A 23,809-nucleotide genomic window follows, 5' to 3' on the forward strand; every position below is an offset into this window, starting at 1 on the left:
CATTTTGAGTGAGATGGATCACAAGTCCCGCCCTTCACGCGCCAAAATGGTGCGCGTCATCCAGGCGTTACAATCCTTGCACCAAAATGTCCCGCGCTCACCGCCGGCATGATGCTGAAAAACCTGAAACGGGCCGCTGCCCCCGCACCCGAATCGTTCTAGAATGAGTCGCTTGTCACTGCCAGCGGAACAACAGCGGATGAGAGTCACCGTATTCGGAATAGGTTATGTCGGGTTGGTTCAGGCCGCCGTACTGGCGGAGATGGGTCACAAGGTGATCTGCGTGGATGTGGATGCCGACAAGGTCGCGGGCCTGAAAGAAGGGCGCATTCCCCTCTTCGAGCCCGGTCTCTCCCCCCTGGTGCAGCGCAACCATCAGGCCGGCCGCCTGATCTTCACCACAGACCCGGCACGGGCGGTGGAGTTTGCCGAGCTTATCTTCATCGCGGTCGGAACGCCGCCGGACGAGGACGGGTCCGCCGACCTCCATCAGGTGATGACGGTGGCGGACACCATAGGCAGCCTGATGCAAGGGGGCAAGGTAGTGGTCAACAAGAGCACTGTCCCTGTCGGCACCGCCAGCCGGGTACGGCGACACATTGCGGAGCGCCTCGCCGACCGTGGTCTCGATCTTCCGCTCGACGTGGTCTCCAACCCCGAATTTCTCAAGGAGGGCGCCGCCGTCGCCGACTGCCTGCGGCCGGATCGCATCATCATCGGCACCGACTCCGATCACGCCTTCTCCCTGCTGGAGGAGCTCTACGCCCCCTTCAACCGCAAGCGAGACCGCATCCTGCGGATGGATGCACGCAGCGCCGAACTGACCAAGTACGCCGCCAACGCCATGCTGGCGACCCGCATCTCCTTCATGAACGAGATGGCCACCCTGGCCGAAGCCCTGGGCGCCGACATCGAGGAAGTGCGCAAGGGCATTGGTGCCGATCCGCGCATCGGCCACCACTTCATCTACCCGGGCTGCGGTTATGGCGGATCCTGCTTCCCCAAGGATGTCAGGGCGCTGATCCACACCGCGAAGGAGGCGGGGTGCGAGACCCCCCTGCTGCGCTCGGTGGAGCAGGTCAACGAGGCGCAGAAGCACAGGCTCATGACCCGGCTGCACCACCATTTTGGCCCCAGTCTGTCGGGGCGCACCTTCGCGTTATGGGGACTCGCCTTCAAACCCAATACCGACGACATGCGCGAAGCCCCGAGCAGGGTGCTGATGGAGGCGATCTGGGCGGCAGGAGGCCAGGTGCAGGCGTTCGACCCCGAGGCCATGACCGAGGCCGCCCGCCTCTATGGCCAGCGGGCGGACTTGACCCTGTGCGACACCCAGGAAGCCGCCCTCCAGGGGGCCGATGCCCTGCTCGTCTGCACCGAGTGGCAACAGTTCCGCGCACCGGATTTCGACCTGCTTCGCCAGACCCTGAAGCAGGCCATCATCTTCGACGGCCGCAACCTCTATGATCCGGCCCGTCTACGCCAGCGCGGTTTCACCTACTATGCCATCGGCCGTGGCGACAGCCTGGCTCATCAGGAGGAGCGATGAAGTACCTCGTCACCGGCGCCGCCGGGTTTATCGGATTTCATGTGGCGCGCAGGCTCTGTGGCGACGGCCATCAGGTGGTGGGGATAGACAACCTCAACGACTACTACGCGGTGAGTCTCAAGGAGGCGCGCCTCGCCCTGCTCACGCCTCTACCCGGCTTTCGCTTCGAACACCTCGATCTCGCGGACCGCGCGGCCATGGCCTCGCTCTTTGCCCGCGAGCAGTTTGACCGGGTGATCCATCTGGGGGCCCAGGCCGGGGTGCGCTACTCCCTGGACAACCCCTTCGCCTACGCCGACAGCAACCTCACCGGCCACCTTACCGTGCTGGAGGGATGTCGCCAGACCCGGGTGCAACATCTGGTCTATGCCTCCTCCAGCTCGGTCTACGGGCTGAACGAACAGATGCCGTTCAAGCCGTCCGATGGGGCGGATCATCCCGTCTCCCTCTATGCGGCGAGCAAGAAGGCGGGGGAACTGATGGCCCACTCCTACTCCCATCTCTACGGCCTGCCCACCACCGGGCTGCGCTTTTTCACCGTCTACGGCCCCTGGGGCCGGCCCGACATGGCCCTGTTCAAGTTCGTGCGCGCCATCCTGAACGGCGACCCCATCGACCTCTACAACCAGGGCCAGCTCAGCCGGGATTTCACCCATGTCGACGACATCGTCGAGGGGATAGTGCGCATCTCAGACATCCCCCCTGCGGGCGATGCCCACTGGCAGGGGGCCCCGGACGCCAGCCCGGCCCCCTATCGCCTCTTCAACATCGGCAATGGCAGCCCGGTCAGGCTGCTGGACTTCGTGGATGCCATCGAGTCGGCCCTCGGCAAACGGGCCATCCGCAACATGCTGCCCATGCAGCCCGGCGACGTGCTCGCCACCTGGGCCGACACCCGCTCGTTGTTCGACGCCACGGGCTATCGCCCCCGTGTCGGGCTCAAGGAAGGGGTAGACAGCTTTGTCCGCTGGTATCGGGACTACTACCGGGTCTGAGCCAAACGAGGTGGCAGGGTCCCCTGGCTCGCGACCCTGCGCTCAGGATGAAGGGGTATAGCTGAAGGGCACCATGGTGGGGGAGAGCCCACGACAGGCGGATTTAAGTGCCTGCGGGCCTGCCAGCAGCCAGTCGGTGCGGTGACGGTTGCCGAGATTTTCCATCTTCGCGGGGTCAAAACACCTCACCAAAAGGTCGGCGCTCCCCAGTACCCAGCGCCCGGGGGCAGCCCCTATCCAGGCGGCAGCTTCCCGGGCCTGCTCCCCGTCCCCCATCAGATAAGGGTAATGTTTCACTGGTTGCAGGCTAAACAGCAGATGCTGCTCCTTGAATCCCGCCAGCAGCAGTTCATCCCCCGCAGGCACCCTCTGCGCCGCCAATGCCATGACTCCCTGAGGGGTGCGCACCTCGTTGAGGCGCACGCTTATCCAGCAGGAGTAGATCAGCCACCCCACCGCCAGGGAGCAGAGAATGGCGGTCAGTGGCGCCCGGCGAAGCCAGGCATTGATCAGCAGCAAGGATCCCCCCAGCACCAGCAGGGGAAGCCAGGGATCCGGCCCCAGTTCCCCCAGACGGCTGGCCACTCTGTCGCTAAATGCCAGCACCAGAGCCCCCACCAGCCCTGCCCCTCCCAGCAGCCAGCCGAGTCCGGCCAGCAGTCGCCCCGGCCAGACCCGGACCAGCAGGGTGCCGATGAAGGGTGCGGTCAGGAGCGCCAGGGCGGGCGTACCGGGCGTGATGTAGACGCCCCGCTTGCCCGGCGAGCAGGAGAAAAACAGCACCACCAGCACCAGATAACCCAGCAGCAGCAGGATACGCCTGTCCTGCGCCCGAATGGCGCGCCGCCAGGCCACCACCAGCCAGGGCAGCAGCAGGGAGAGCGGCAGCCAGAACGGCGGGATCACCGAGGTAAGGTAGTACCAGAACGGTTTGACGTGATGCCAGGCGCTGGTATAGCGAGTCACCGTCTGGCGCAGCAGTATGTTGTCTCTGTAGGCCAGCAGGAGGGGATCCCCGCTTCGGGTCACGGCCTCCAGCATGGGGACCAGCCAGAGGCCCATCGCCAGGGCCATGGCCAGCGGCCCGAGCAGGGCCTTCAGCCAGGCTGACAACGGTGCGGCGCGGATTTGCGACCTGTGGGTCCAGAGCGCGGGAAGCAGCACCAGCAGGGCCAGTACTCCCACCCCCTTGGTGATGACGCCAAGCCCCGCGGCAAACCAGCCGAGCCAGTACCAGCGCCACCCTCCCTCGCAGAGCAGGAAGCGCAGAAAACCATAGAGACCGAGGGTGATGAAGGCCGTCGCCAGGGCATCGATCTGCGCCGTCTTGGCCTGCAGGGTGAACTGGACGGTAAAGAGCAGCAGCAAGCCCGCCAGAAATCCCGTCGCCGGATCCCACAGGCGGCGCCCCAGATCCCACACCAGCAAGATGGTCAGCAAGCCAGACAGCAGGGAGGGCAGCAGAAAGGCCACCTTGATAGAGCCAGTCAACACATAACCGATCGCGATCCCCCACATAAACAGCGGCGGCTTGTCCGGATAGAGCTCCCCGCCACGCATGGGGAAGAGCCACTGGCCGCTCTCCACCATCTCCCGGGCGATCAGGGCAAAACGCGGCTCGTCCGCCGGCCAGGGATCCCGCAGACCCAGCCCGGCCCCCAGCACCACCAGCGCGATCAGCAGCAACCAGCCAAGGGACGTCTGATTGAGCAGGGTGCGATCACTCACCATGACGGGCCTCCCCGGTCACTCCTTTGTCCCGCCGCCAGCCCCGATGCTGGATATCGAGATAGAGGCTGTAGAGCGCGGTGAAGGTGGGGAAGAGGTTTTGCAGCACGCCGACGGAGTCCTGCTTGGGAGAGAAGGTGAAGTAACTGAGCGTCATCAGGCTGCCGAGCACGCTCATGTACCAGAACAGGCGCGGGATGACGGGTCGTCCCGCCCGCCTGGACGCCAGAAACTGCACCAGCCAGCGTCCGCCGAACATCAGCGCCCCCGTGTAGCCAATCAGCTTCCAGCCGGTGACATGCACCCCGGTCCAGTCCAGCCAGTCGATGGGGGCAGACAGCCAGGCGTCCATCACTCCAGCATCTCCCGGATTTCAACCACCTTGGATCGGCGCTGCAACCACCAGACCCCGACCACGTCCACCAGCCCGACCCAGAGCCGGTTCCAGACCCCGTATTTGGAGATGCCCGCCTGGCGTGGCCTGTGGTTGACCGGCCAGGGCGCCATGCGCCCCCCTTGTGCCTGGATCAGCGCGGGGATGTAGCGGTGCATGTGATTGAAGGCGGGCAGTTTCAGATACCAGTCGCGACGCACCACCTTGAGCCCGCAGCCGGTATCCGGAATGCCGTCGCGCAGCAGCAGGTCGCGAAAGCCGTTGGCCAGCGTTGAAGAGAGGCGCTTGACCCAGTCGTCACGGCGGTTGACCCGGTGGCCGATGAGGCCCACCTGGTATGGATCGCTCTGGTAGCGGCGCATCGCCTCCTCCAGCATGGCGGGAATGTCGGCGGGATCGTTCTGACCATCGCCGTCGAGTACCACCAGCCAGTCGCCACGCCCGTGGCGCACTCCGCTCAGCACCGCCATGCTCTGGCCCACGGCATGGACATGGCGTAGCACCTTCAGCCTGGTGAAACGCGTCTGCAAATCGCGCAGTACCACATGGCTGTCGTCCACACTGCCATCGTCCACATAGATCAGTTCGTACTCGAACCTGCCCCCAAGGGCGGCATCTATTTCGCCGACAAGCGGGGCCAGATTGTCCCGCTCATCCTTGGCAGGCACCACGACAGAGATATCGACCGATTCGACCATATGCACATCCTGCCCTCATCAGAGGCGCTATCGATTCACCCGGCAGACCCGACGACATTGCATCGATGGCCTGGCTGACATCATGCAAATACAAGGCGTTAGAAAACAACTCTGTCAGCATATTGAACTTCAATTAACAAATCTATCAAAGCAGTCACTGACCCGGGAGCCTGCCGCTCCTCCCCTGCACCAAAAGTTCCATACCGTTTTCATCTCTGCCGCTCACCCACATAACCAGATGTTCCATCTGCTGGCTGGCGTCCCTCCCCGGATCGGGCCTATATGTTGCGGATACCAACGACGAGGTTTCCATGAAAAAACGACTCTGGGGCTGGGGACTCCTGATACTGCTCGCCACCACTTCCCACGCAGATCCCTTTCGTCAGGCCCCCAAGGCCATGAGCGCACTGCGCCAGGGTGCCGCCATGGAACAGGGAAACCCGCGGCAGGCCATCGCCCACTACTGCACCGCCGCCAACCTTGGCAACCCGGAAGCCTATTACCGCATCGGCCGCCTGCTGGCTCGCGGCCCCCAGGGGATCCGCAATGCCCGCAGCGCCAACGCCTACCTGGCCATGGCCATGCGCCTTGGCAACCAGCAAGCCGCCCGTTACTACAACGAGCGGGTCGGCAATGCGCCCCTGGGTACCTGCGGCATTGGAGGCGGTGGCGGAGCCCCCTGGGTGCGCCCCAGTACCCCCTTCGATCAGGAGCGCTACCTGGCCAGACAGTCACAGGCCAAGCAAAAGCTGGCCGTCATGATCCGCCAGGCCGCCCAGCGTCACAAAGTGGACCCCCAACTCGCCCTGGCCATCGCCATCGCCGAATCCAATCTGAACAGTACCGCCGTCTCCCCCAAGCAGGCGCAGGGCGTCATGCAGCTCATTCCCGAAACCCAGGCCCGCTTCGGTGTGACCCGGCCGTTCGATGCCCAGCAGAACATCCGTGGTGCCATGATCTACCTGAAGTGGCTGGAGAAGCAGTTCGGTCCGGACTGGGTGAGGATCAGCGCCGCCTACAACGCCGGGGAGCAGGCCGTGCTGCGCCACGGCGGTGTGCCGCCCTATCAGGAAACCCAGGAGTATGTGCAGCGGGTGCTCTACTACTCGGGGCAGGATCCTGACAAACCGGCCCGCCGCAGCTCACCGCGCTGAGCTTGCCCGGTTGCTCCTCTTCCCTCGCGCCTGCGGCGCCCGGCTTTGCCGCCCCTCTCCCATTGGTTTACAATCGACGGGTTTTTTGGAACCGGGTTGACGGCCCGTCGACCCGGCCCCACCACGACATCAGTTTGTTAATGCCAAGACATTAAACTGCTGAAAGGAAGAGAATTAGCCAATGGCTCAATTTATTTACACGATGAACCATTGAGGTAGAACGAAAGCTAGATAGAGCTACCAAGAGCCGCATATAGCTGGCTAATTCATAATCTTAGGCTCACTCCCCATCAGCTAACCTCGGCTTTTCATAGCTCTTTTTGCGGCCCCATTTTGGCCCCAAACCCATCAGTTCTGCATTTTTTGGCCCCAGGATGGCCCCAATTTTGGGAGCCTTTTTGCTGGCGATAGTGGCTCCAATCACCAAGAGATGAAGCACTGTCAGATCTGACAGTGGCAAAGATGAAAGAGGGGGAAATGAGGTTTATCGTGAGCAAATTGCTTGCTGATTTATCTGAGGCGGGAATGGCCACATTGCGTGGCCATTTTCATGTCAGCGGGTGAGGTCTTCTATCTGGGTCACCTTGCCATTGATGATGGTCACTGCCTGAGGGATGTCGCTTTCGCGGGCCTGATATGTCCTGCGCTCCCCGATCTTTGGGGCATCCAAAAGACGCTCGTCGATGATGTCCTCTTTCATCTGTGGTTGACCGCACTTCTTCTGCACGTTGAAGGATGAATCTCCTTCGCTGATCAGTGCGCTTTTGCACCTCATTGCTCCAGCATTCGCCGTCACGGGCATAGCCAATATCAGCAGTATCATCAACCGTCTCATAGAACCTCCTGTTCAGTTGGCATCAAACGTAGCCCTAGACTTCAATTCTGGCAAAGGGCAGATCGGGGAGCTGGGTCACAATTGCACCATTTTCAACCAGCACCCAGCGGCCCACGGCGGCACTAGTGCCAAACACCCGCAGAGTGGACCCGCCCACCTGTTCGATGAGACTGGTACCGCGCAGGGTATCGACCAGCAGCACCTTGCCCCTCACTCTCACCGTGCTCGGCAGCATGGCCTCAAACTTCTTCCATGGGTTGTTGCTCGCCATCTATGCCTCCATGTCCAAATGCACTTCCAGGGTGACGTTCTGCCACACCGAGCTGATGCCAGAAGGCGCCAGCGCATTGCTGATACACAGCGCCCTGGTATGGCTGCCATCGGCCCGCAGTACCTTCACCAACTGGCCTGGTATCACCAGCCCGGGGGCCTGCCCCGGCCGCATCAGTGGCAGGCGCAGGGTCACCATCTCCTGCTCGCCCGAGTCGGCGATGAAATTGCGCCCCCGCTCGGCATTGACCGGGTGAGTCTGGGCCAGCACGTCGCTGATATCCTCGCCGCTCTGGCTGCCCGCCGTGCCGGTGCGCACCACCTCGGTGACCACCCCGTGGGTGGTGCCGGCGATCAGCACCCGCTCCAGGCGAGGGCTCGATGCCGACTCGCTCGATTCTTCCGGGATCATCGCCTCGGGGATGAGGTGGCTAAAGGCCGAATCCGGCGCCGTGGCCCACTGCCACGGGCTCACCAGGTAACGAGGCTGCACCAGCACCTTGTCTTCGCTCATGTGAGGCACCAGCACGGCCCCCGCCGCCTTGGCCAGCCTGGCCAGCAGCTCCTTGGGGGCCATCCGTTCGCTGATAGAGCCCGGTGCCAGCGACCAGTCCGGGGTCTGCACCCACTCGCCGTGGGCGGGGCGCTCAATGGCAAAGCCCAGCGGAGTCAGCAGCGCCTCGGCGAGCTGCCAGGCAGTCATCTCATTGGGCAGGGTCACATCGACCAGGGACGCCCAGGGGCTGTCGAGGAACTGGGTGCGCGAGCGGGCCGTGAAGGGATAGACCTCACTTCCCAGGGCACGGTTGACCCGGTAGCCCTGCACCGCAAACAGCCAGGTCCAGCCATTGATGGTCAGCTCGATATGGCGCGGCCCGGTGGCGGTCGGCTTCACATAGGGCAGATTGGTCTTGCCCCGCAGCTCGCCGGTCAGCTCCCACACAAAGCTGTCGATATCCAGTTTCAGGCTCGGATTGAACAGAGCGAGCGGTACGCGCTCGCTGCCATTGACGGCAACACAGCTGATCTCGTTCATGATGATATAGGGCGCCGGTTTGGGGTTGATGGGGGGATCGCGATCGCCGATCTCGCCGCCCGAGTTATCGCCGTGATCAAGACCCCAATCAGGGTCGAGCGGCTTGGCACCAACACCCCAGGGCATGGTATCGCTCTGGTCTGCCTCGCGGGCATAACCCGCAGGCAGGCCATGGCCGGTATCACGGGGGGCAACGGGGCGGATCGGTTGGGGCAATGCCAGCGATAGCACCAGGCTCATCGCCTGCCACTCGCCAGTGGCGGCGGTCAGGGCAAAATCCAGGTGTTCGCGGGTGGGTAACCGGGTTAACAGCGGGGGCTGACCATCCCAGCGCAACTCCCAGGGGCGATGACTGAGATCGGTGATATGCCAGCTGGTCTGGTTGGTCTGGTCTCGGGCTGGCGGCTGCTGCCATGGGGTGCTGCTGGCCAGATCCAGCGGCTTGGCCGCCTGCTGCCAACTGCCGACCACCGGGCGCTGATCGCGGGCCGTGCTCATCGCCAGTCCCTGCCACTGACGCAAGTCAAGATTAGTGGCCTGCAACCAGCCGCCAGCTTGGGCCAGATCGAGAGGGGTGGCCTGCGTCAGCGGTGCCTGCAGCTGATGATCCCGCGCTACGGCACTACCGAACGGCAGCACCTCACACAGATCGCTCTCGCGCAGGATGCCAGCATCCAGCGCCAACTCGCTATCCATCACCCGTGCCAGCCCCTGCCAATGGCTGGCTACCCTGGACTGGATCGATGGGGCCAAGGGCGGGCGCAGGGCACCGCCAAGATAGAAGTGAATGGCATCAACGGCGGGCAGGAACACTGGGCGGCGCGGCGCCTTGAATGCCAGCGGGATGGATGTCGCGGATGGCGGCAGATACATCAGCTAACCTCAATGGCTGGTTGCAACGGCCCATGGGCCACGATAGGCAGATATTGCCGGGTGCGGAACACCGCGCTGCCAACCTGCACCGCCGCATCTTCCGCTTGCGGCCAGACCGGCTCCTGGGCTCCTGCCGTGCCGGGCTGCTCGCAGACGTAGACAAAGCCCGTCCACTCAGTGGGGCTGAGTACCTCCCCCACCTGATAGATGCGTTGCGTCTGGAAGGGCTCACCGAACAGAGAGAGCCCCACCACCAACACCTTGCCCTGATAGGCCTGCCACTGGGCGGCAAAGGCGCCGTCCCCACCGCTGGTGACCTCTGCCAGCACCCGATACTGGCCTTCAATGGGTTCGGCACTCAGCACCAATACCTCGCGGGCACGGCCAATATCACGCACCGTGACCACACCCGCCACCCGGCCTGTGATAGTGCGCTCCAGCCAATCTGGCACATCAAAGGCGATCTGATCCCATGGTGGGGATACGTAGCTGCTCAATCCATCAAATTCGACGCCAAGGCCAGGAACAGTCAATAGATATGGGGTAGCCATGAAGACTCCTTAAACCGGTTGGCCGGTTATCAGATCAACAAGCACCGGTTTGATGGGGCCATGCAACTGTGGCTGATAAACCGGATCGGGAGTGAAAATGGCAGCACCAATGGTCAAAGCAGCCGACGTTGACCACGGCTCAGGAGGCAAGGTAGCGCCACTATTGCCAGCCTTGGTGCAAAGGTAGCGAAAGCCATTCGGTGTCACAGGATGAATGATGTCGCCAAGTACATACCCTTTATTTACCGTAGGAATCTCACCATAAGGCTCATACGTTGCAACCATCACCGCATCGCTATAAAAGCCACTTTGTAAGGTAAATGTTCCATCTGCAGCAGCGACTCCATCACTGATTCGATAGAAGTCACCCATGCTGAGTAATCTAACAAATCTATTCTTGGCAACACCGCCAACTTTAACTTGACCTTTAACCAAATATGCCCTTGTCAGTGCTGATGTATCTTGTCTTTTTAATCTCGGTGGGCTAGCCCCATCGAAAATCCATATTTCTGGCTTAGCGACCAACTCTGGGTAGTATTTAGGATCGAATCTATCGATGGCTGACCTAAGATCTACAACACCGGTACCTGGTATGAGAGGGCCCATAAGCTGGTACAACTTGGATGGTAGCGGGATGGTTGTATTTGAGTACCCACCAACATTATTGGATGGATTCCACAAAACTCGATTTACTTGACCATTACCTGACTTCCAAAATGCTCTGTTGTTGCCATGAAAAATAACATCTTCCAATGTACCTGTATTGACTCCGATGCCTGAATACACACCAAAAACACAGTCTTTGAATGCTATATTTTTAATTACACCATTAAGTTTCGCATCTCCGTTATGTGCCACCCCTGATACTTCATACCCATTGCCATTAAGTATTCCATACCAAGTATAGTTATATACTGGAAGAATTTTTTTGAAAGAAACATTACTTACCAATTCAGCATAGAAAATAATGTCGCTCCGCTTACAATGATTATTTAACCAATATTCAAATGCAATATCGTTGTGAATAATGAATGGACTTAATGAAGTACCATCACCCTGCAGATAGCTCATGAAATCAGCTCCACCGGCCCCAGTACCATGGGGGCCAATTGTCGTCCTGTCGTATCCCAGCACATCACGATAACCGGGCCTGAATAGTCGCAATCGAGCTGCCACGCCCCTGCGCCATCGGTACGGGTGTGGCCAATCACCCAGCGCCCTACCTTGGGCGGCGAGGAGCCGGGGATCACTCCGGCAAAGCGCGGCAGGGCCAGCACCACGGCATCGACCACCGCAATCCCCTGATCATTGACACTGCCTGATAGTCGCTGCACTGCACGGCTCCTCGTTATCTCTCATTGTCCCAATAGCGCCACTTAGTCGGCGTCACCACGCTGGGCCACCTCAAAGCGATCATCCGGGTGAGTAGCCCGGCCCACGCTGACACAACGCAGCAACCAGACCGGCGCCAGGGCCGAGCTGGTATTGAAGCGCACCACGTTGCCGGTGGCCCAACCGCTGGAGAAGCCCGCCGCCTCCAGCACGAAGTAGGGGGTACCGGTGTTGGGGTTGAGCGGTGCCAAGTCGGTGGTCAGGTTGCCAGAGGCGATCAGCCCCCGCGTCTTGCCGATGACGTTGTAGGTGGTGGTACTGGTGAAGACCAGCGCCCACTGCTCATCCACCGCCCCCCGGTCGGTTACCTGCACCGGGTGATCCGCCCAGTTGTAGTTGGCGCTGATGGCCCCGCCTACGGGCGCACTGCCCCAGTTCGGGCTGGCGCTGTTCCAGCTCTGTTGGACGAAGTTGTTGGCCCAACTGGCAAAGCGGTCGCCAAACTGCAGGCAGGAGCTGACCATGGTCTCCCCGGCCGGATAGTCGTGTACCAGCGGGTCGGCCAGGGTCAGGTCGCCGGAGATCTGCACGTCCAGTACCAGGCTCATGTGCTCGATGCGGTTGACGAAGGTGAGCGGCGCAGTCACTGCCGCACCGGTGTCGTCCACCAGGCTGTAGCCTGCTTTCAGGGTCAGCAGACCGCTGTCCCGATCCTCGGTGTATTGGGTGGGCGCGAGGCGCTTGCCATTGGCACCCACCAGGTAGAGGTCGGCCACATAGTCGCGCCCGGCGTCGAGCACTGCGCCACCGGCTGGCACCCCCACCGCTTGGGAGGCTGTGTGGGAGAGCACCAGGGTGTCGCCATCCTGGTAGATGGGCACCTTGCCATCGGCAGGCAGGCGCACCGGATCCAGCCCGATGCGGGCGGCATCCAGCGGCAAGGCAGTCAGCAACACGGTGTTGTAGCGGGCAGAGCTCGCCAAGATCGGCTTGGCAAAAGTTGCTTTCACCACCCCGGTGTTGGTGTTCACCGTCCCGGTCACGCCATCGCCCACCAGATCCCCCTGCGCATCGGCGCTGGCATTCACCAGGGTGCCGTCATAGGCCACCGCGATCAGCTGGAAGTTGGCCTGCTTGAGCGGGCTGCCGGGGGTGCGGAAGGTCAGCGCATTGGCAAATGCCGCCGTCACCACGCGGGCACAGGAGAGCAGCGTGAGGTTGCCGGTAAAGCCGCTGAGATCGGAGAGCACCACCCGCCCGATCCCCAGATCCACCCGGCCAACCCGGCTCCCGGCCCCGGTACGGGAGTCCGGATTCTTCCAGAGGATGCCATCTCGCTCGATGTAGTGGGTGCTGCCATCGGTAAACCAGAGCGAACCGGTCAGAATGTTGGGCTTACCCAGCAAGAAATCGAGCTCCGGCGCATTGACCTGCTTGGTGATGGGGGTAGTTCCAGTTCCCGTTTCCAGCGCTTGCCAGCTGCCTGGGCCCACCATCTCCTCAAACAGGTTGACGGTGCTGACCGTCCAGTTCTGGCCAACATAGCATTCGTACTTGTAGCTATAGCCCTGTGACCAGGTGAAGGAAAACACCCCAGTCTGATAGTTGATCACCCCCACATTCTCGCTACCACGCATGAGGTTTCCCGCCCCATCGTCACGGATATCGATCACCTGGGTGGTGTAGTAGCCATCCCCCTGGGCATGGAAGCGCCCGGCGTAATTGAAGCGGCGCACCGCATAGCGCAGCAGGAAGCTGTGCGGCTTGAACGCCTGCCCCACCGACCCGTTGGCACTCTGGTTTCCTGCTCCCGGGATCACCACCTCCCCAAGCAGACGGATATCCGGTGTGTAGGTCAGGGTATAAAGTCCATCGCTGGGCAACACGAGTGGCGTGAACTCAATCAGCCCATCTACATCGAGCACGGTGCCGCTGCCACTGCCGGACAATTCCCCCTGCTCGTTGCTGGTGAGGCTGTATCCGGTACTGCCATTGACCCAGCTGACCTGCAGCGAGCCCGGCAGGATGCCGTCCGGCAACTCCAGGCGCTGGTGCTTGCCGACTGTCTTGCTGCCCAGCAGCAACTCGACCGCTATCCCTTGAGCGGGCTGGTACTGGACGATGATCTCGCTCTCGGCATCCGGCAGGGCGGCAGTGGTGACGGCCAGGGAGCCGGTCACAAAGTTCTGAGTGCCAGAGCCCTGCCCCACCAGCTGGCCGCTGCCGTTGTCTTCGAGCTGCTGCCACTTGCCCAGCGCCCGATACAAGACCCGCACCGTGCCCGGCATGGGGATGGCGGCGGAGAAGTCGAACGTCCAGTTAAAGGTGCGGGTGGCCGGGGTCACCTCCCGGCTCGCGCTGATGAGGTTGCCCAGGATCCGCACCGCCGGGGTGTAGCTGGCGGTGGCCGAAGCGGTAAAGCTGCCCGCATTGCGCCAGACGTCGATCTGGCCGGTTTCGAAGTTCACGGTCAGCTTGCTGAAGTTGTTGTTGCCGCTTTGGAACTTCAACTCCCCGCTGCCATTGTCCTTGAACACGCCCCCATCGATCGTGAGTTGCAGGGAGCCGCGCTTGGGCACCCGCTCCAGATAGCTGCGAGACTGGCTGCCCGCCACCAAGGCGAACTGGAGGGGGCGAGTCACGGCATTGCCCGAGGGTTGCATGATCGCCAGATCGGTGGCGGCAGAGCGGTCGGTCAGCAGGTTCTCGCCATAGGCGCTCGGCACGATCGGCTTGTAAACCGAGTTGACCCGCACCTGCAGATCCCCCGGCAAGGCTGGCCGCGCCAACGCAGCGACCCCGTAGTAGCGTGCCGCATCCGCCACTGTGGTGGTGAGGATGTCGGCCACCTGATTACCGTTGGAGGTGGTCGAGCCGGTTGGATACGGGGCGCCGCCATAGAAGGTAAAGGCGAGCCGGGCCGTGATTTTGAGGGTGCAGACCCGCCGTACCAGGGTCTTGAACTCACCACCGTGTTCATAGGTGAAGGTCTGCTCGTGGGCCTCATACTCTGCGATCTTGACGTACTGCTCATAGGCGGCCTTGGTGTCAGGGTCCACGCCCCGCAGCAGCAGGGTGCCGCCCAGTTCGGGCTCGGGAGCGGACACCTCCTGAAACGCGAGGATCATCCGCTGCCCCTTGTACTGGTCGCCGAGCAGGTACATGCGGGCGCTGATGCCGGGCACCAGGTAACTCTCGATGGCGTTCTTGACCTCTGCACGGGTGTCGGTCGGGGTGCCGGCAAAGGCGATCATGTTGACGCGACTGTCGGCGGCATCCTTGCTCACCATGAAATGGGAGCCCAGGTAGACCTCCTGGGTATCCACCGCCACCCCGCCGAAGATCTTGCGGATATTGACCCGCCCCTGGGTGCGGTCCAGGCGGCTGGTGTCGGGGAACAGGTTGTTGACCTGCCCATCGATCACCCGTCGGCCAGTCGGCAACCCACCGCCGTTGTCTTCATCCGTCAGCCTGGCCGACTCGTAGATGACGATATCTTTTGCTGTGATGGGCATGGGTTACTCCAATGTGATGAATCGTAGCGTGACTTCGTATTGAGCAGTCGGATTCAGCCAAGGCTCCGCCTCGGGACTGATGGGGGTGGCTTCAATAGGGGTAGTAGGGTGATCCCAGGTGACCTTGAACACGGTGTTCGCCAGGTTCAGAAACAGTGGAGGTGGGATGGTTAGAGTGGTTCGCAGAGCGTCCAGTTGTTCCCTGCTGAGCCATGCACCGTCAGAGACCAAATGGATGGCACGCCCCCCTTTTTGAATACCGAATTGCAGCACCGGATCCCCGGTGACTGCATGTTCAAGGCTTTGCACCACCGGGGTGTGCGCAAGTTCGTTTGGCCATGACATATCATCAGGCAAATCAATGCCATTTAGCTGGATCATGTTTTGTTCAACCCCGCCTGTTCCAGGATGTTGAGCAGGTTGTTCAGACCCTTCTCATCTGCCAGAAGCTGTGCATCCGGGGCACCGGGGAGTTGCAGGATAATGGTGACCTGTTTCTCTGCTTGCTGGGCTTGTGGGGTCGGCTGATAAACCTGTTGGGAAACTACAGGTTGGCTTGCTGCTGGCTGACTCTTTGCAACCTCCTTCTGTTGTGCCTTATTCAACTCCTTCTGGAGCTGGGCACGCATGGCCTCCATCTCCTTCTGGAATTTCTCTGCGTACCACTTGCTCCACTCGCTGTAGGCGGGGATGTCCCTGACCTTCTGGCTGTAGCGGGCCAGCTCATCCTCCACCCCGGCCAAGGTGTTGGCCAGGGCATCGGCGTTGCCGCGGAGCTGGTTGATATCCACCGTCTTGTAGAAGAAGGAGCCAGCACCAACCGTGCGAGTCACATCCCCTCGCCCCGCCCCCGACAGGGCAGAGCTGCCACCACTCGTACTGCTGATGGCGTCTTCCACATCGGCTTTGGTCTTTTTGGCCTCTTCTTGCACCCCTTTGAGGTTTTCCCTCATGGTGTCGGTGGCCTTCTTCGACTTATCCGCCGCGGTGTTGAAGCCATCACCAATCTCTGCTGCTTTCGCTTTGGTCTGGCGGATATGATCATCCAGATAGGTAAGCCCGCGTCCTTGCTCCTGTGTAGAGACCTTTCCCGCCTGCCCTACCGATAACCAGACCTTTCTCAGCTCCTCCAGCTCTTGCACCGTGTCTGCCTTGTTGACGGCCGCCTTCATGGCAGCGGCAATGTCTTGCGAGGTGGCATTCACATCGGTAGCAACAGCGCGGAAGGTGTCGATGGTCTGGCGGCCCACGGCATCTATGCCGGTATGGAGCGCTTGATAATCCACGCCCAGGCGGCGCAGCTTTTCTGACAGCACCGACTCAGTGATCTGGGCCGTGCTGATGGCACCATTTTTCATGGTGTCAAAAGCCGCCATTGACTGGACCTTCAATACCTCGAGATCCTGTAGGCTCATGTCCTGCAGACTCTTGCGCAGCCCCGCATCAATCTCGGTCTGAGTGACCTTGCCCTGCTCACGCAGCGACTCGAGCGCCAGGGTAATGTTCTGCAGGGAGGTGGGATCCCCCAATTGCAGCCCCTTGAACATCTCGCTGATCCCGGTGGCCGTTTCCTTCCCTTTTGCCTTGAGCAAGTCGAAGTCGGCCACCAGCTTCAGCACTGCTGGTCGAGTCTTGGCGTCAATGGCCTGGCCAGCCATGTCGGCGCCAGCCGCCAGATCGAGAAATCCCTGTCGCATGCTGGCCAGTGCAGCATCGGCCTGATACTGCATGGACTCGGCCTTGAGCCCGGAGGCTTCAAGCGCCTTTTGCACCTGCAACTGGCCCGTCAGGTACTCGCGATGGCCTTTGAGCCGCTGCTCGTAGGCTGCCCGCTCGACGGCAGAGAGGTTGGCGACCTCCTGTGCAGTGAGGATCTGCACATTCTTGAACTCGTCAAACTGCGCCATGGTGGTCATGCCCTGGCGCTGCAGTTGGGCGAAGAAGGCGCGAGACTGCTCGGCCACTCGCTGATCAACCTCCCCAGCCTCGCCCATCTTGGCCGCCCAGACCCCGGCGTCTTCGGCCAGCTTGGCCAGCCCTTTTCCACCCTCGTAGACAAGAACAGAGAGGCCAGCCGCAACGGCACCATTACCCACGGTAAGCGCCCCCAGCACCCCATTGAGCTTGACCGCTTTCTTGCTCGTCTTGTCGAGCTCTTTGCCGGCCTCTGCTGCCGGCTGTACCACCCCTGTTTTCATCGCCTGCCCGAAGCCGAGCAGTTGGGTACTCCACTGGATCACCTTCATGGTGCCCCAGACCTTCACCACCAGCCCGATCCCGTCTCTCATCTCGACAAGGGTTTCGGTGATCCCACGAATGGCGATGGCACCAGATCTCATGCCATCGGACACACCTTGTGCCCAGGTTGCCAAACTGCCATCTGCCGCTGCGGCTTTGATCTGGGCAGTGACCTCTGCCAGCTCGGATTTGATGAAGGCAAAAATCCCCGCATCGGCCACGGCCAGTTCGACCTGGTTGAGCTGCTCGAGAAAGTTCGACCATATTCCACTGAAGGTCTGCGCCATCTCCTCCGACGCACCGGCCGCATCCTCGCCCATCGCCTTGATCAGCAGTTCGATCTCGTTTCGACCCAGCTTGCCTGCCGTGGCCATGGCGATGATCTCGTCAGTGGTCTTGCCCATGGCTTTCGCCAGCAGTTTGGCCGCTGCCACCGAGCGCTCATTGAGCTGGTTCATCTCCTCCGCTTGCAGCTTGCCTTTCACATAGGCTTGCCCGAGGGCGGTGATGACCCCTTCCAGATCCTGATAGGTACCGGCCGTCTTTGCGGTGTAGTTGGCCGTGGCCTGCAGCACCCCGTTATAGGGGTCCAATCCGAAGTTCTTGGCCTTGATAAAGGCGGTGGTGATCTCGTTGAGTTGGAACGGGGTCTTCTCGTTGAACTCCCGCAACCAGGCCAGTGCCTTTTCACCGCCGGCGGCACTCCCTTCCACGCTCTTGAGCGAGACGCCCAGGCGCTCAATCTCATCCGCTGTTCTGACCATCCCGGTAGTGCGGGCAGCCAGTTGATCAAAACTGAGAAAGGCTGCTGCAACGCCGGTGATCTTGCCCGCCAGAGCTGCCCATCCTTGCTCGCCACTCTGAACCGCTTCATGCAGCTGTTCGGTGTTCTGCTCCGCCTGCTTGGCTTTCTTGCTGTATGCCTCCATCCCGACGGCATTGGAGCGCAATTGCCCTGCCTGTCCTGCAAGCTGGCTTTTCAGATAAGCCACCTGGGTTCCGGCCTGTTGGCTGGCTGTTTCAATCCGCTTCTGCTCGCTGGCCAGCTTGCGGGTGTCGACTCCTGCTTCTGTCAGGGCGCGGCGCAGCCCATTGAGCGTGGTGTTCTGCCGTTGATACTGGCTATCGAGGGATTGCACTTCCCGGCGAGCAGAGTTGAACTCCCGGGCCTGCTGCCGCAGAGCCTTCTCGCTGGCATCCAGTCCGTTCTTGAGGGCATTGGTTTGCCCTGCGCTCTCTTTGTACTGGTCCCCCAGCAGACGAACCTGATCCCGTGCATCCTTGAGCGCCTGGCGCTGCTCCTTGGTGACGCTGGTAGCCTCGCTATTGGCCTGGCGCAGCAGGTCCACCTTGGCCTTGGCTTCCGCATGAGCGCTCGCCAGCCGCTCGGTCTCCTGCCGACTGGTACTGTAGGCAGCATTGGACGCTGTCAGCTCTTTCTTGGCATCCGCCAGTGCCTTGCCCATGCCGGTAGCACGGGTGCGGGCAGCCTCGAGCCCCTCACCCAGATCGGCAGTGCTGCGCTTGAGGTTGGCAAACTGGGTCAGGGTCGCGTTTTGCTCACCGAGGCGCAGCAGCTCATCCCCCAGGGAACCGACCTGCTCGCTGCTCGATTCGGTCTCACCACCCAGGGTATCCACCTCAGTGATGAGCTTGCTGATCTCGGCCAGCCCCTCAACAGCGGCGCGGATCCGCAGCTGGATATCGGTATCGTTGCTGGCCATGGGGATTCCTCAGAAATGAAAAAACCCGCCGAAGCGGGTTAATAGTTACTTTTTGTGACAATGGCGATCTGTATTCAATTGCATCACACCATTTTTTGGATGATATTTGTCCTGCCACATTCAAACAAAATGGGGTGCCAGTCGGTTACGCCGCTGGTGTTGTGCTGTCAGGAAATCTCCTGCCAGTGCCCGATCTACCCGATAAGGTGTGACGGGACTTCAACTTCAACATTGAAGCCCGGCACTGTTCTGTCTGTTATCCCCCCGGGCTTCAAGCAACTTTTGGAGCCCTATATGGCAAGTTCAATTCATAAACAACGTCACCGCGCAGCGGTAAACCAAGCATATCGTTGCTACTACTGCGGCATGCCTATGTGGGAGGCGAACCCAACACAGTTTTCTGATCGATATCAGATAAGCAAGCAGCAAGTAGACCACTTCCAATGCACCGGGGAGCATCTATTAGCCAAATGCGATGGCGGGCCTAACTCTGCGAGCAACATTGTGGCTGCTTGTAAGTATTGCAACCAAGCAAGGCACAATGACAAAGACCCTTTGACTGCAGCTAAATACAAGAAGAAGGTCAAGTCTCTCGCCAAAATGGGACAATGGCATACCTCAAGAATCCTTCAGCAAGCTCAACAGTCAAAGAGCCCAAAAGCGAAGTAACTGCATCGCGGTCGAATAACAGAATGGCATCCATCGATGCCATTCGATTAGTTGAGGATCTCCATCCGATACGGCTCGGACTTACCGGGCTGAGTCACCAATGAGCCTTCCAGCTCCCCTTCCATAAACTCGCCACTCATCAGCGCCAGGGCGCCCTGGGCGGCCAGCATGGCCTGGTCGATGGTGACGCGCACTCGCTGGCCGGGGTTGGCCAGGTTCTCGCCGTCGATCAGGAAGTAGCGCGGCTTGAGGGTCTCGGTGGTGCCGGTGTAGGTGGTGCCGGTCACGGCCGCTTTGGTGTAGCTCACCTTGCAAGCGACAGCCGCCGTGTCGTTCAGCGCCATCACCATGTTGCCATTCACCTTGTAATCGGTGTCGAGCACCAGCGTGGTGCTGCCGCTGGCGAGTTTCACGACGATGGTGCCGGGCTTGATGTAGGCGTTGCCCAACTCGACCCATCCCTCTTTACTGAGGGTCACCGGTTCATCCACGACCGCGGCCTCGGTCTGGGTGAAGGCCACCTGCTTGCCGGCGATGGCATCGGCCAGCAGTTGCTTGGTCATGGAGTCCCACTTCAGTGAGAGCTTGGCCGGGTCTTTCGGCAGTTGGACCGAGTCCAGCGCCTGCCCGAAGGTGCTGCGCTTCTTGGAGATACGCGACTTCTCCTCGGTGGTCGGCGGGGTGACGGTGATCTCGTTGACGTTGATGGGGCCAATCAGGGGCCCTTTCACGCCATTGCTGATTTCGGCGATGTAGACATCACCGGCCAGCAGCAGGCCTTTGTCGGTAAATGACATGCTTGGATGCTCCTATTGTATCCAGATGGTGGTGCCGGCCTATAGGCTGGCGGTGTAGGTGAGGCTGAATTGGATGGAGGTCAGCAAGGTATCGCTGCCGATTTCTTCGGGTTCCAGATTGATGGTGCCCACCGAGATAGTGAGCAGCGTCGTGCCCGGCAGGGGGATCCCCGCCGTCGAGGGCACCAGCGCCGCCAGCACCTCGGACAGCAACTGGTCACGCCCTGCCCGCCCGTCACTCACGGACTGATAGAGATCTACCTGAATGTTGCGGTTACGCTTCCACTCACGGCCCCGCCGCTCCGGTTTGATCTCGGTCAGCTCCCGAAAATGGGCGAGCGGCAGCGGGGTGTGCTGGTCGATCTGCGGGTCGCTGTCGCATACCCTGTCTTCTGGCGACAGTGCTGGCACGCTGCGCAACTTGGCCAGCAGCGCATCGATGATGACGGTCGCTTCGGTCATGTCACTCTCCTGCTGAAGGTGCTGGCAAGGTTGGCTTGCAGTTCATCAAGGAACTGCTCGGTGATGATGTCGTTCCACCAGCCCCGCAGCCCCACACCACCCGCCATCACCAGCCGCGGCTTGCCGGCTTTCGCATAGCGGATCATCGGGCGACGCTTCTTGCCGTAGGGGTTGATAAAGCCGTAGACCTGCACGCGCTTTCCGCCCCGCAGCACCCAGACACTGGCCCGGGTGCCGGTACCATCGGTACGCTGACTGGCAAATTTGACTCGGCTGAACGGGATCTTCTTCAGGTCCAGGCTGATAGTGGCAACGTCGTTGCTGGCGTTCGCCTTGTCGAGCCGGATCCGCGCCCTGACCGAGGTAGTATTGAACCCATCGGCGGCGATCCGGTTCACGATGTCACCACGGGTGTTGGTGGCCACTTCATTGACCACGGCCACCAACTGCTTGCGGATCGTGGCAGGGAGCGCCTTGAATGCATCAATACTCTCGCTCAGGCCGGTGACGTTGATCGCCCTGGCCCTGCGCTTGCGGCTAAGTCCGCCCGGCATCAGACCACCATCACTCGGAGCGTGGTGCCGTTGTCACTGCCCTCAATCAGCCCATCGATACGATGTTGCCTGCCACGCAAGGTGATCTGGTCACCCTGGCGTGCAAAGGGGGGCACGAGCTCAGGTAGGATCAGGTCTATCTGGTGCCGCGGCTCGCTACGGGCTCCCACCATCACGTTCTCTGCCACCAGGAAGGCGGTGACCGGGTATGGCTCCCCATGCTTCGGAGTGTAGGTGGCTGGCTCGCCGGAGAGTTTGCGGGCCGAGATCTGCAAGGCGCCAGGCTCGCTGGCGGTGTCTTCGATCAAGTACCAGCAGGCATTTGCCTTCAGCAACTGCCCGGGCAGGATATCGCCCCGAGCCCGCACCGTTATCAAAGTCGAACCGGTTGCATAGATACTGGCCTGTGCCTCGCGCCCTGCCGCCTTCGGGTCAATGATCTTCGCCCACAGTTTGCCAAGCAGCGGCCATTCTGGGGGCGTGCCGGTTGCGGCGCCAAAGCGCGTCAGCCGGGTGTCGAGTTCGCCACTTTTAAGCATGCGTCCCCCTAGCCCACCACGATGTCACGGTAGGGGTGGATCAGCGAGTCATACGCCAGCGGCAGAGTCGTGGCGATGGTGCCCGTCACCACGGCCTCCCGGTTGGTATACCAGTGGCCGATCAGCAGCAGAGCCGCCAGCTTGAGCGCAGGAGTGAGGGGCTGCCCCTCCTCCCCTGCTGCCACCAGCGGCTTGTTGATGTCGGACTGGATGTGGCTGATCGCCGCTTCAATCAAACCGGTCAGAAGCGCATCTTCGTCGGTCATCTCCGGTTCGATTCGGCACTGAGCCTTGGCTTCAACCACGGTGATCAGCAACATGTTTACTCCTCACCCTCGGCTGCGGTGTAGGCCTCAGCCACGCCACCGTCGATCAAGGCCTGCGCCTTGGCTACGTCAAATCCGGTGATGTCGCCGGGGCTGTAGTTCTTGAAGGGGCGGATCACCTTGATAAGCATTACGGTGGGTTCGCTCCCCGCCTTGTCTGGTTTGGCCATGATGGCTCTCCTGAACGATCTTGATAGGGAAATGGAAGGGGCCACGAAGTAGCCCCGTGACAGGGCTTACCAGGTAACGGCAGTCCCCAGCACCAGCCCTTCTACGTGACGGAAGCCCACGTCGTGGTTACCGACCAGACGGATCAGGGACTGGTTGCGGGCAAAGGAGCTGACCAGCTCGCCGGCAGCATCCACATAGGTGGCTTCGCGGCTGAAGTCGATGGTCATGTTGTCCTGCTCGCCGATCACCACGTCGTTCCAGTCGGCGAAGTAGATCTCGGTCTGGTTGGTACCCGCGCCGAGGTTCACCGGAATGGTGTTGGTATGGGCAACCGGGTAACCCTTCAGCAGGCCTTGGGCCATTTCCGGATAGACCTTGTTGCCGTTGCCATCGCGCAGGCCGAACAGCTTCATCCAGGAGCGCGGGCTCATGCCCCAACCCGGGTTGATCATCATGGAGTCGGAGCTCATCAGTTTCAGGATGAGCAAGTCGAGGTAAGCATCGATGGTGTCCAGATCCGCCGTGCCGGTCCAGGCAACAGTACGGCCCGCGTCGGTGGCCACTTTCTTGAAGCCGATCGGAGTATTGTTGCTGCCGTCATCGCGCAGAAACGCCTTGTCTTCACGACCGCCCATGGCCGCGAGCATGTCACCCAGCACCAGCTGTTCGACGTTGTACCCGGCACGCCCGATCAGCTGGTTGCTAATCGGCACCAGGGTGATCATGGTCTTGGCGGCCAGCTTCACGTCATCGAAGCTGCCACCGGTAGCCTTGGCATCAACTCCTTCCCCCACGTAGCTGGAGGTGGCCCCACCGGACATGCGCGGCATGCTCAGATTGCCGTTGGGCAGCGGCACCGGCCGGGCCCCGAGTTTGCGAACGATGGTGCGGGGGCGCAGCAACTCGATCACCTCGGAGTGCAGGTTCTCAGGGATGAGAGCACCGCCGGAACCAGCCGCGGTGCTGATAGCCATGGCAATCCCGGTATCACCAATCTCGTTGGCGGCAAACTGCTCTGCCAGCTTCATGTCCCCCTCGCCTGCAGCAATGGCCATGGCGATACGAGCCATGCCAGCACCGGGGTACTGTTTGAGTTCTTGTTTAACATGTACTGCCGGGGGGGCCTGGGATCCGTGAGCATTGACCGGCACAGCCTGCTGAGCCATCAGTCGCTCGGTGCTCTCTTGGCGAGCAATGGCGGCACTGATCTGGTTCGCTTGCGCCTCCAGATTGGCAAACTGGGCCAGTTGCTCGTCACTCAAGGCAGTGCCGCTCGCTTCCAGGTCGGCAAGGGCTTTGATCTGGGCGACGATTTCGCCACGCTCGCGGCGGAGGGTTTCGATAGTTTTCATCGAGTGGTTTCCTTTGGGTATAAAAAAAGCCCCGAAAGGGGCTTATT

23 protein-coding genes are annotated in these 23,809 nt (G+C 61.1%); 4 read left to right on the forward strand and 19 right to left on the reverse strand.

Annotation, left to right across the window (positions count from 1 at the left end; all coding sequences use genetic code 11):
* Positions 1 to 199: 199 nt before the first annotated feature.
* A complete protein-coding gene (locus tag I6L32_RS02225; protein WP_216944597.1) occupies positions 200 to 1,549 on the forward strand; it encodes a UDP-glucose/GDP-mannose dehydrogenase family protein in 1,350 nt (449 codons plus the stop codon).
* Positions 1,546 to 2,544, forward strand: coding sequence for an NAD-dependent epimerase (locus I6L32_RS02230; RefSeq protein ID WP_216944598.1), 999 nt, complete (start codon positions 1,546 to 1,548; stop codon positions 2,542 to 2,544). Before I6L32_RS02225 ends, I6L32_RS02230 begins: the two co-directional genes overlap by 4 nt.
* 42 nt (positions 2,545 to 2,586) lie before the next feature.
* On the opposite strand, the gene I6L32_RS02235 is transcribed toward I6L32_RS02230, so the two are convergent.
* From I6L32_RS02235 to I6L32_RS02245, 3 genes are read right to left on the reverse strand one after another with little or no spacing between them, the layout of a single operon-like run.
* The gene (locus I6L32_RS02235) at positions 2,587 to 4,275 is read right to left on the reverse strand and encodes a glycosyltransferase family 39 protein (RefSeq protein WP_216944599.1); all 1,689 of its coding nucleotides are present in this window, start codon (positions 4,273 to 4,275) and stop codon (positions 2,587 to 2,589) included.
* A complete protein-coding gene (locus tag I6L32_RS02240) occupies positions 4,265 to 4,624 on the reverse strand; it encodes a lipid-A-disaccharide synthase N-terminal domain-containing protein (RefSeq protein ID WP_045523761.1) in 360 nt (119 codons plus the stop codon). The genes I6L32_RS02235 and I6L32_RS02240 overlap by 11 nt, the downstream gene beginning before the upstream one ends.
* Positions 4,624 to 5,364 carry a glycosyltransferase family 2 protein gene (locus I6L32_RS02245; RefSeq protein WP_201996043.1) on the reverse strand — a complete coding sequence of 247 codons (741 nt, stop codon included), beginning with the start codon at positions 5,362 to 5,364 and terminating at the stop codon, positions 4,624 to 4,626. Before I6L32_RS02245 ends, I6L32_RS02240 begins: the two co-directional genes overlap by 1 nt.
* A 311-nt stretch (positions 5,365 to 5,675) precedes the next feature.
* Here I6L32_RS02245 and I6L32_RS02250 point away from each other — a divergent pair, with 311 nt between their 5' ends.
* Entirely contained in the window at positions 5,676 to 6,518 is an 843-nt protein-coding gene (locus I6L32_RS02250) for a lytic transglycosylase domain-containing protein (protein WP_010673217.1), read from the forward strand.
* A gap of 553 nt (positions 6,519 to 7,071) precedes the next feature.
* Here I6L32_RS02250 and I6L32_RS02255 read toward each other — a convergent pair.
* From I6L32_RS02255 to I6L32_RS02295, 9 genes are read right to left on the reverse strand one after another with little or no spacing between them, the layout of a single operon-like run.
* Positions 7,072 to 7,353: a DUF2845 domain-containing protein gene (locus I6L32_RS02255; protein WP_216944600.1), complete on the reverse strand. Its 282-nt coding sequence runs from the start codon at positions 7,351 to 7,353 to the stop codon at positions 7,072 to 7,074.
* Positions 7,354 to 7,387: 34 nt separating this feature from the next.
* Entirely contained in the window at positions 7,388 to 7,624 is a 237-nt protein-coding gene (locus I6L32_RS02260; RefSeq protein WP_216944601.1) for a hypothetical protein, read from the reverse strand.
* Entirely contained in the window at positions 7,625 to 9,532 is a 1,908-nt protein-coding gene (locus tag I6L32_RS02265) for a hypothetical protein (protein ID WP_216944602.1), read from the reverse strand. It abuts the gene before it with no gap.
* The gene (locus I6L32_RS02270) at positions 9,532 to 10,083 is read right to left on the reverse strand and encodes a hypothetical protein (RefSeq protein WP_216944603.1); all 552 of its coding nucleotides are present in this window, start codon (positions 10,081 to 10,083) and stop codon (positions 9,532 to 9,534) included. Before I6L32_RS02270 ends, I6L32_RS02265 begins: the two co-directional genes overlap by 1 nt.
* Before the next feature lie 9 nt (positions 10,084 to 10,092).
* Positions 10,093 to 11,154 carry a hypothetical protein gene (locus I6L32_RS02275; RefSeq protein ID WP_216944604.1) on the reverse strand — a complete coding sequence of 354 codons (1,062 nt, stop codon included), beginning with the start codon at positions 11,152 to 11,154 and terminating at the stop codon, positions 10,093 to 10,095.
* On the reverse strand, positions 11,151 to 11,417 hold the full coding sequence (locus tag I6L32_RS02280) for a hypothetical protein (RefSeq protein WP_216944605.1): 267 nt from the start codon (positions 11,415 to 11,417) through the stop codon (positions 11,151 to 11,153). Before I6L32_RS02280 ends, I6L32_RS02275 begins: the two co-directional genes overlap by 4 nt.
* Positions 11,418 to 11,459: 42 nt before the next feature.
* The gene (locus I6L32_RS02285) at positions 11,460 to 14,930 is read right to left on the reverse strand and encodes a hypothetical protein (RefSeq protein ID WP_216944606.1); all 3,471 of its coding nucleotides are present in this window, start codon (positions 14,928 to 14,930) and stop codon (positions 11,460 to 11,462) included.
* 3 nt (positions 14,931 to 14,933) lie between these two features.
* Positions 14,934 to 15,311, reverse strand: a complete 378-nt coding sequence (locus tag I6L32_RS02290; protein WP_216944607.1) for a hypothetical protein — start codon at positions 15,309 to 15,311, stop codon at positions 14,934 to 14,936.
* Entirely contained in the window at positions 15,308 to 18,892 is a 3,585-nt protein-coding gene (locus I6L32_RS02295; RefSeq protein WP_216944608.1) for a tape measure protein, read from the reverse strand. Before I6L32_RS02295 ends, I6L32_RS02290 begins: the two co-directional genes overlap by 4 nt.
* 372 nt (positions 18,893 to 19,264) lie before the next feature.
* On the opposite strand from I6L32_RS02295, the gene I6L32_RS23615 reads away from it, so the two are divergent.
* Complete coding sequence (locus I6L32_RS23615) at positions 19,265 to 19,561, forward strand: HNH endonuclease (RefSeq protein WP_367950695.1); 297 nt, start codon at positions 19,265 to 19,267, stop codon at positions 19,559 to 19,561.
* 47 nt (positions 19,562 to 19,608) lie between these two features.
* On the opposite strand, the gene I6L32_RS02305 is transcribed toward I6L32_RS23615, so the two are convergent.
* The 7 genes from I6L32_RS02305 to I6L32_RS02335 all read right to left on the reverse strand — a co-directional run bounded on the left by I6L32_RS02305 (position 19,609) and on the right by I6L32_RS02335 (position 23,762).
* On the reverse strand, positions 19,609 to 20,358 hold the full coding sequence (locus I6L32_RS02305; RefSeq protein WP_216944609.1) for a hypothetical protein: 750 nt from the start codon (positions 20,356 to 20,358) through the stop codon (positions 19,609 to 19,611).
* 39 nt (positions 20,359 to 20,397) lie between these two features.
* Positions 20,398 to 20,820: a DUF3168 domain-containing protein gene (locus I6L32_RS02310; protein WP_216944610.1), complete on the reverse strand. Its 423-nt coding sequence runs from the start codon at positions 20,818 to 20,820 to the stop codon at positions 20,398 to 20,400.
* Complete coding sequence (locus tag I6L32_RS02315) at positions 20,817 to 21,374, reverse strand: hypothetical protein (protein ID WP_216944611.1); 558 nt, start codon at positions 21,372 to 21,374, stop codon at positions 20,817 to 20,819. Before I6L32_RS02315 ends, I6L32_RS02310 begins: the two co-directional genes overlap by 4 nt.
* On the reverse strand, positions 21,374 to 21,913 hold the full coding sequence (locus I6L32_RS02320) for a head-tail adaptor protein (RefSeq protein ID WP_216944612.1): 540 nt from the start codon (positions 21,911 to 21,913) through the stop codon (positions 21,374 to 21,376). Before I6L32_RS02320 ends, I6L32_RS02315 begins: the two co-directional genes overlap by 1 nt.
* A gap of 8 nt (positions 21,914 to 21,921) precedes the next feature.
* On the reverse strand, positions 21,922 to 22,233 hold the full coding sequence (locus tag I6L32_RS02325; protein WP_042016765.1) for a head-tail connector protein: 312 nt from the start codon (positions 22,231 to 22,233) through the stop codon (positions 21,922 to 21,924).
* Positions 22,234 to 22,235: 2 nt separating this feature from the next.
* Positions 22,236 to 22,409 (reverse strand): hypothetical protein, encoded by a 174-nt coding sequence (locus I6L32_RS02330; protein WP_216944613.1) that lies wholly within the window; start codon positions 22,407 to 22,409, stop codon positions 22,236 to 22,238.
* Between the two features lie 66 nt (positions 22,410 to 22,475).
* Entirely contained in the window at positions 22,476 to 23,762 is a 1,287-nt protein-coding gene (locus I6L32_RS02335; protein ID WP_216944614.1) for a phage major capsid protein, read from the reverse strand.
* Between the last annotated feature and the right edge of the window lie 47 nt (positions 23,763 to 23,809).

Origin of the sequence: Aeromonas sp. FDAARGOS 1402 (assembly GCF_019046925.1) — a bacterium.
In the GTDB taxonomy this organism is placed as follows: Bacteria; Pseudomonadota; Gammaproteobacteria; order Enterobacterales; family Aeromonadaceae; genus Aeromonas; species Aeromonas caviae.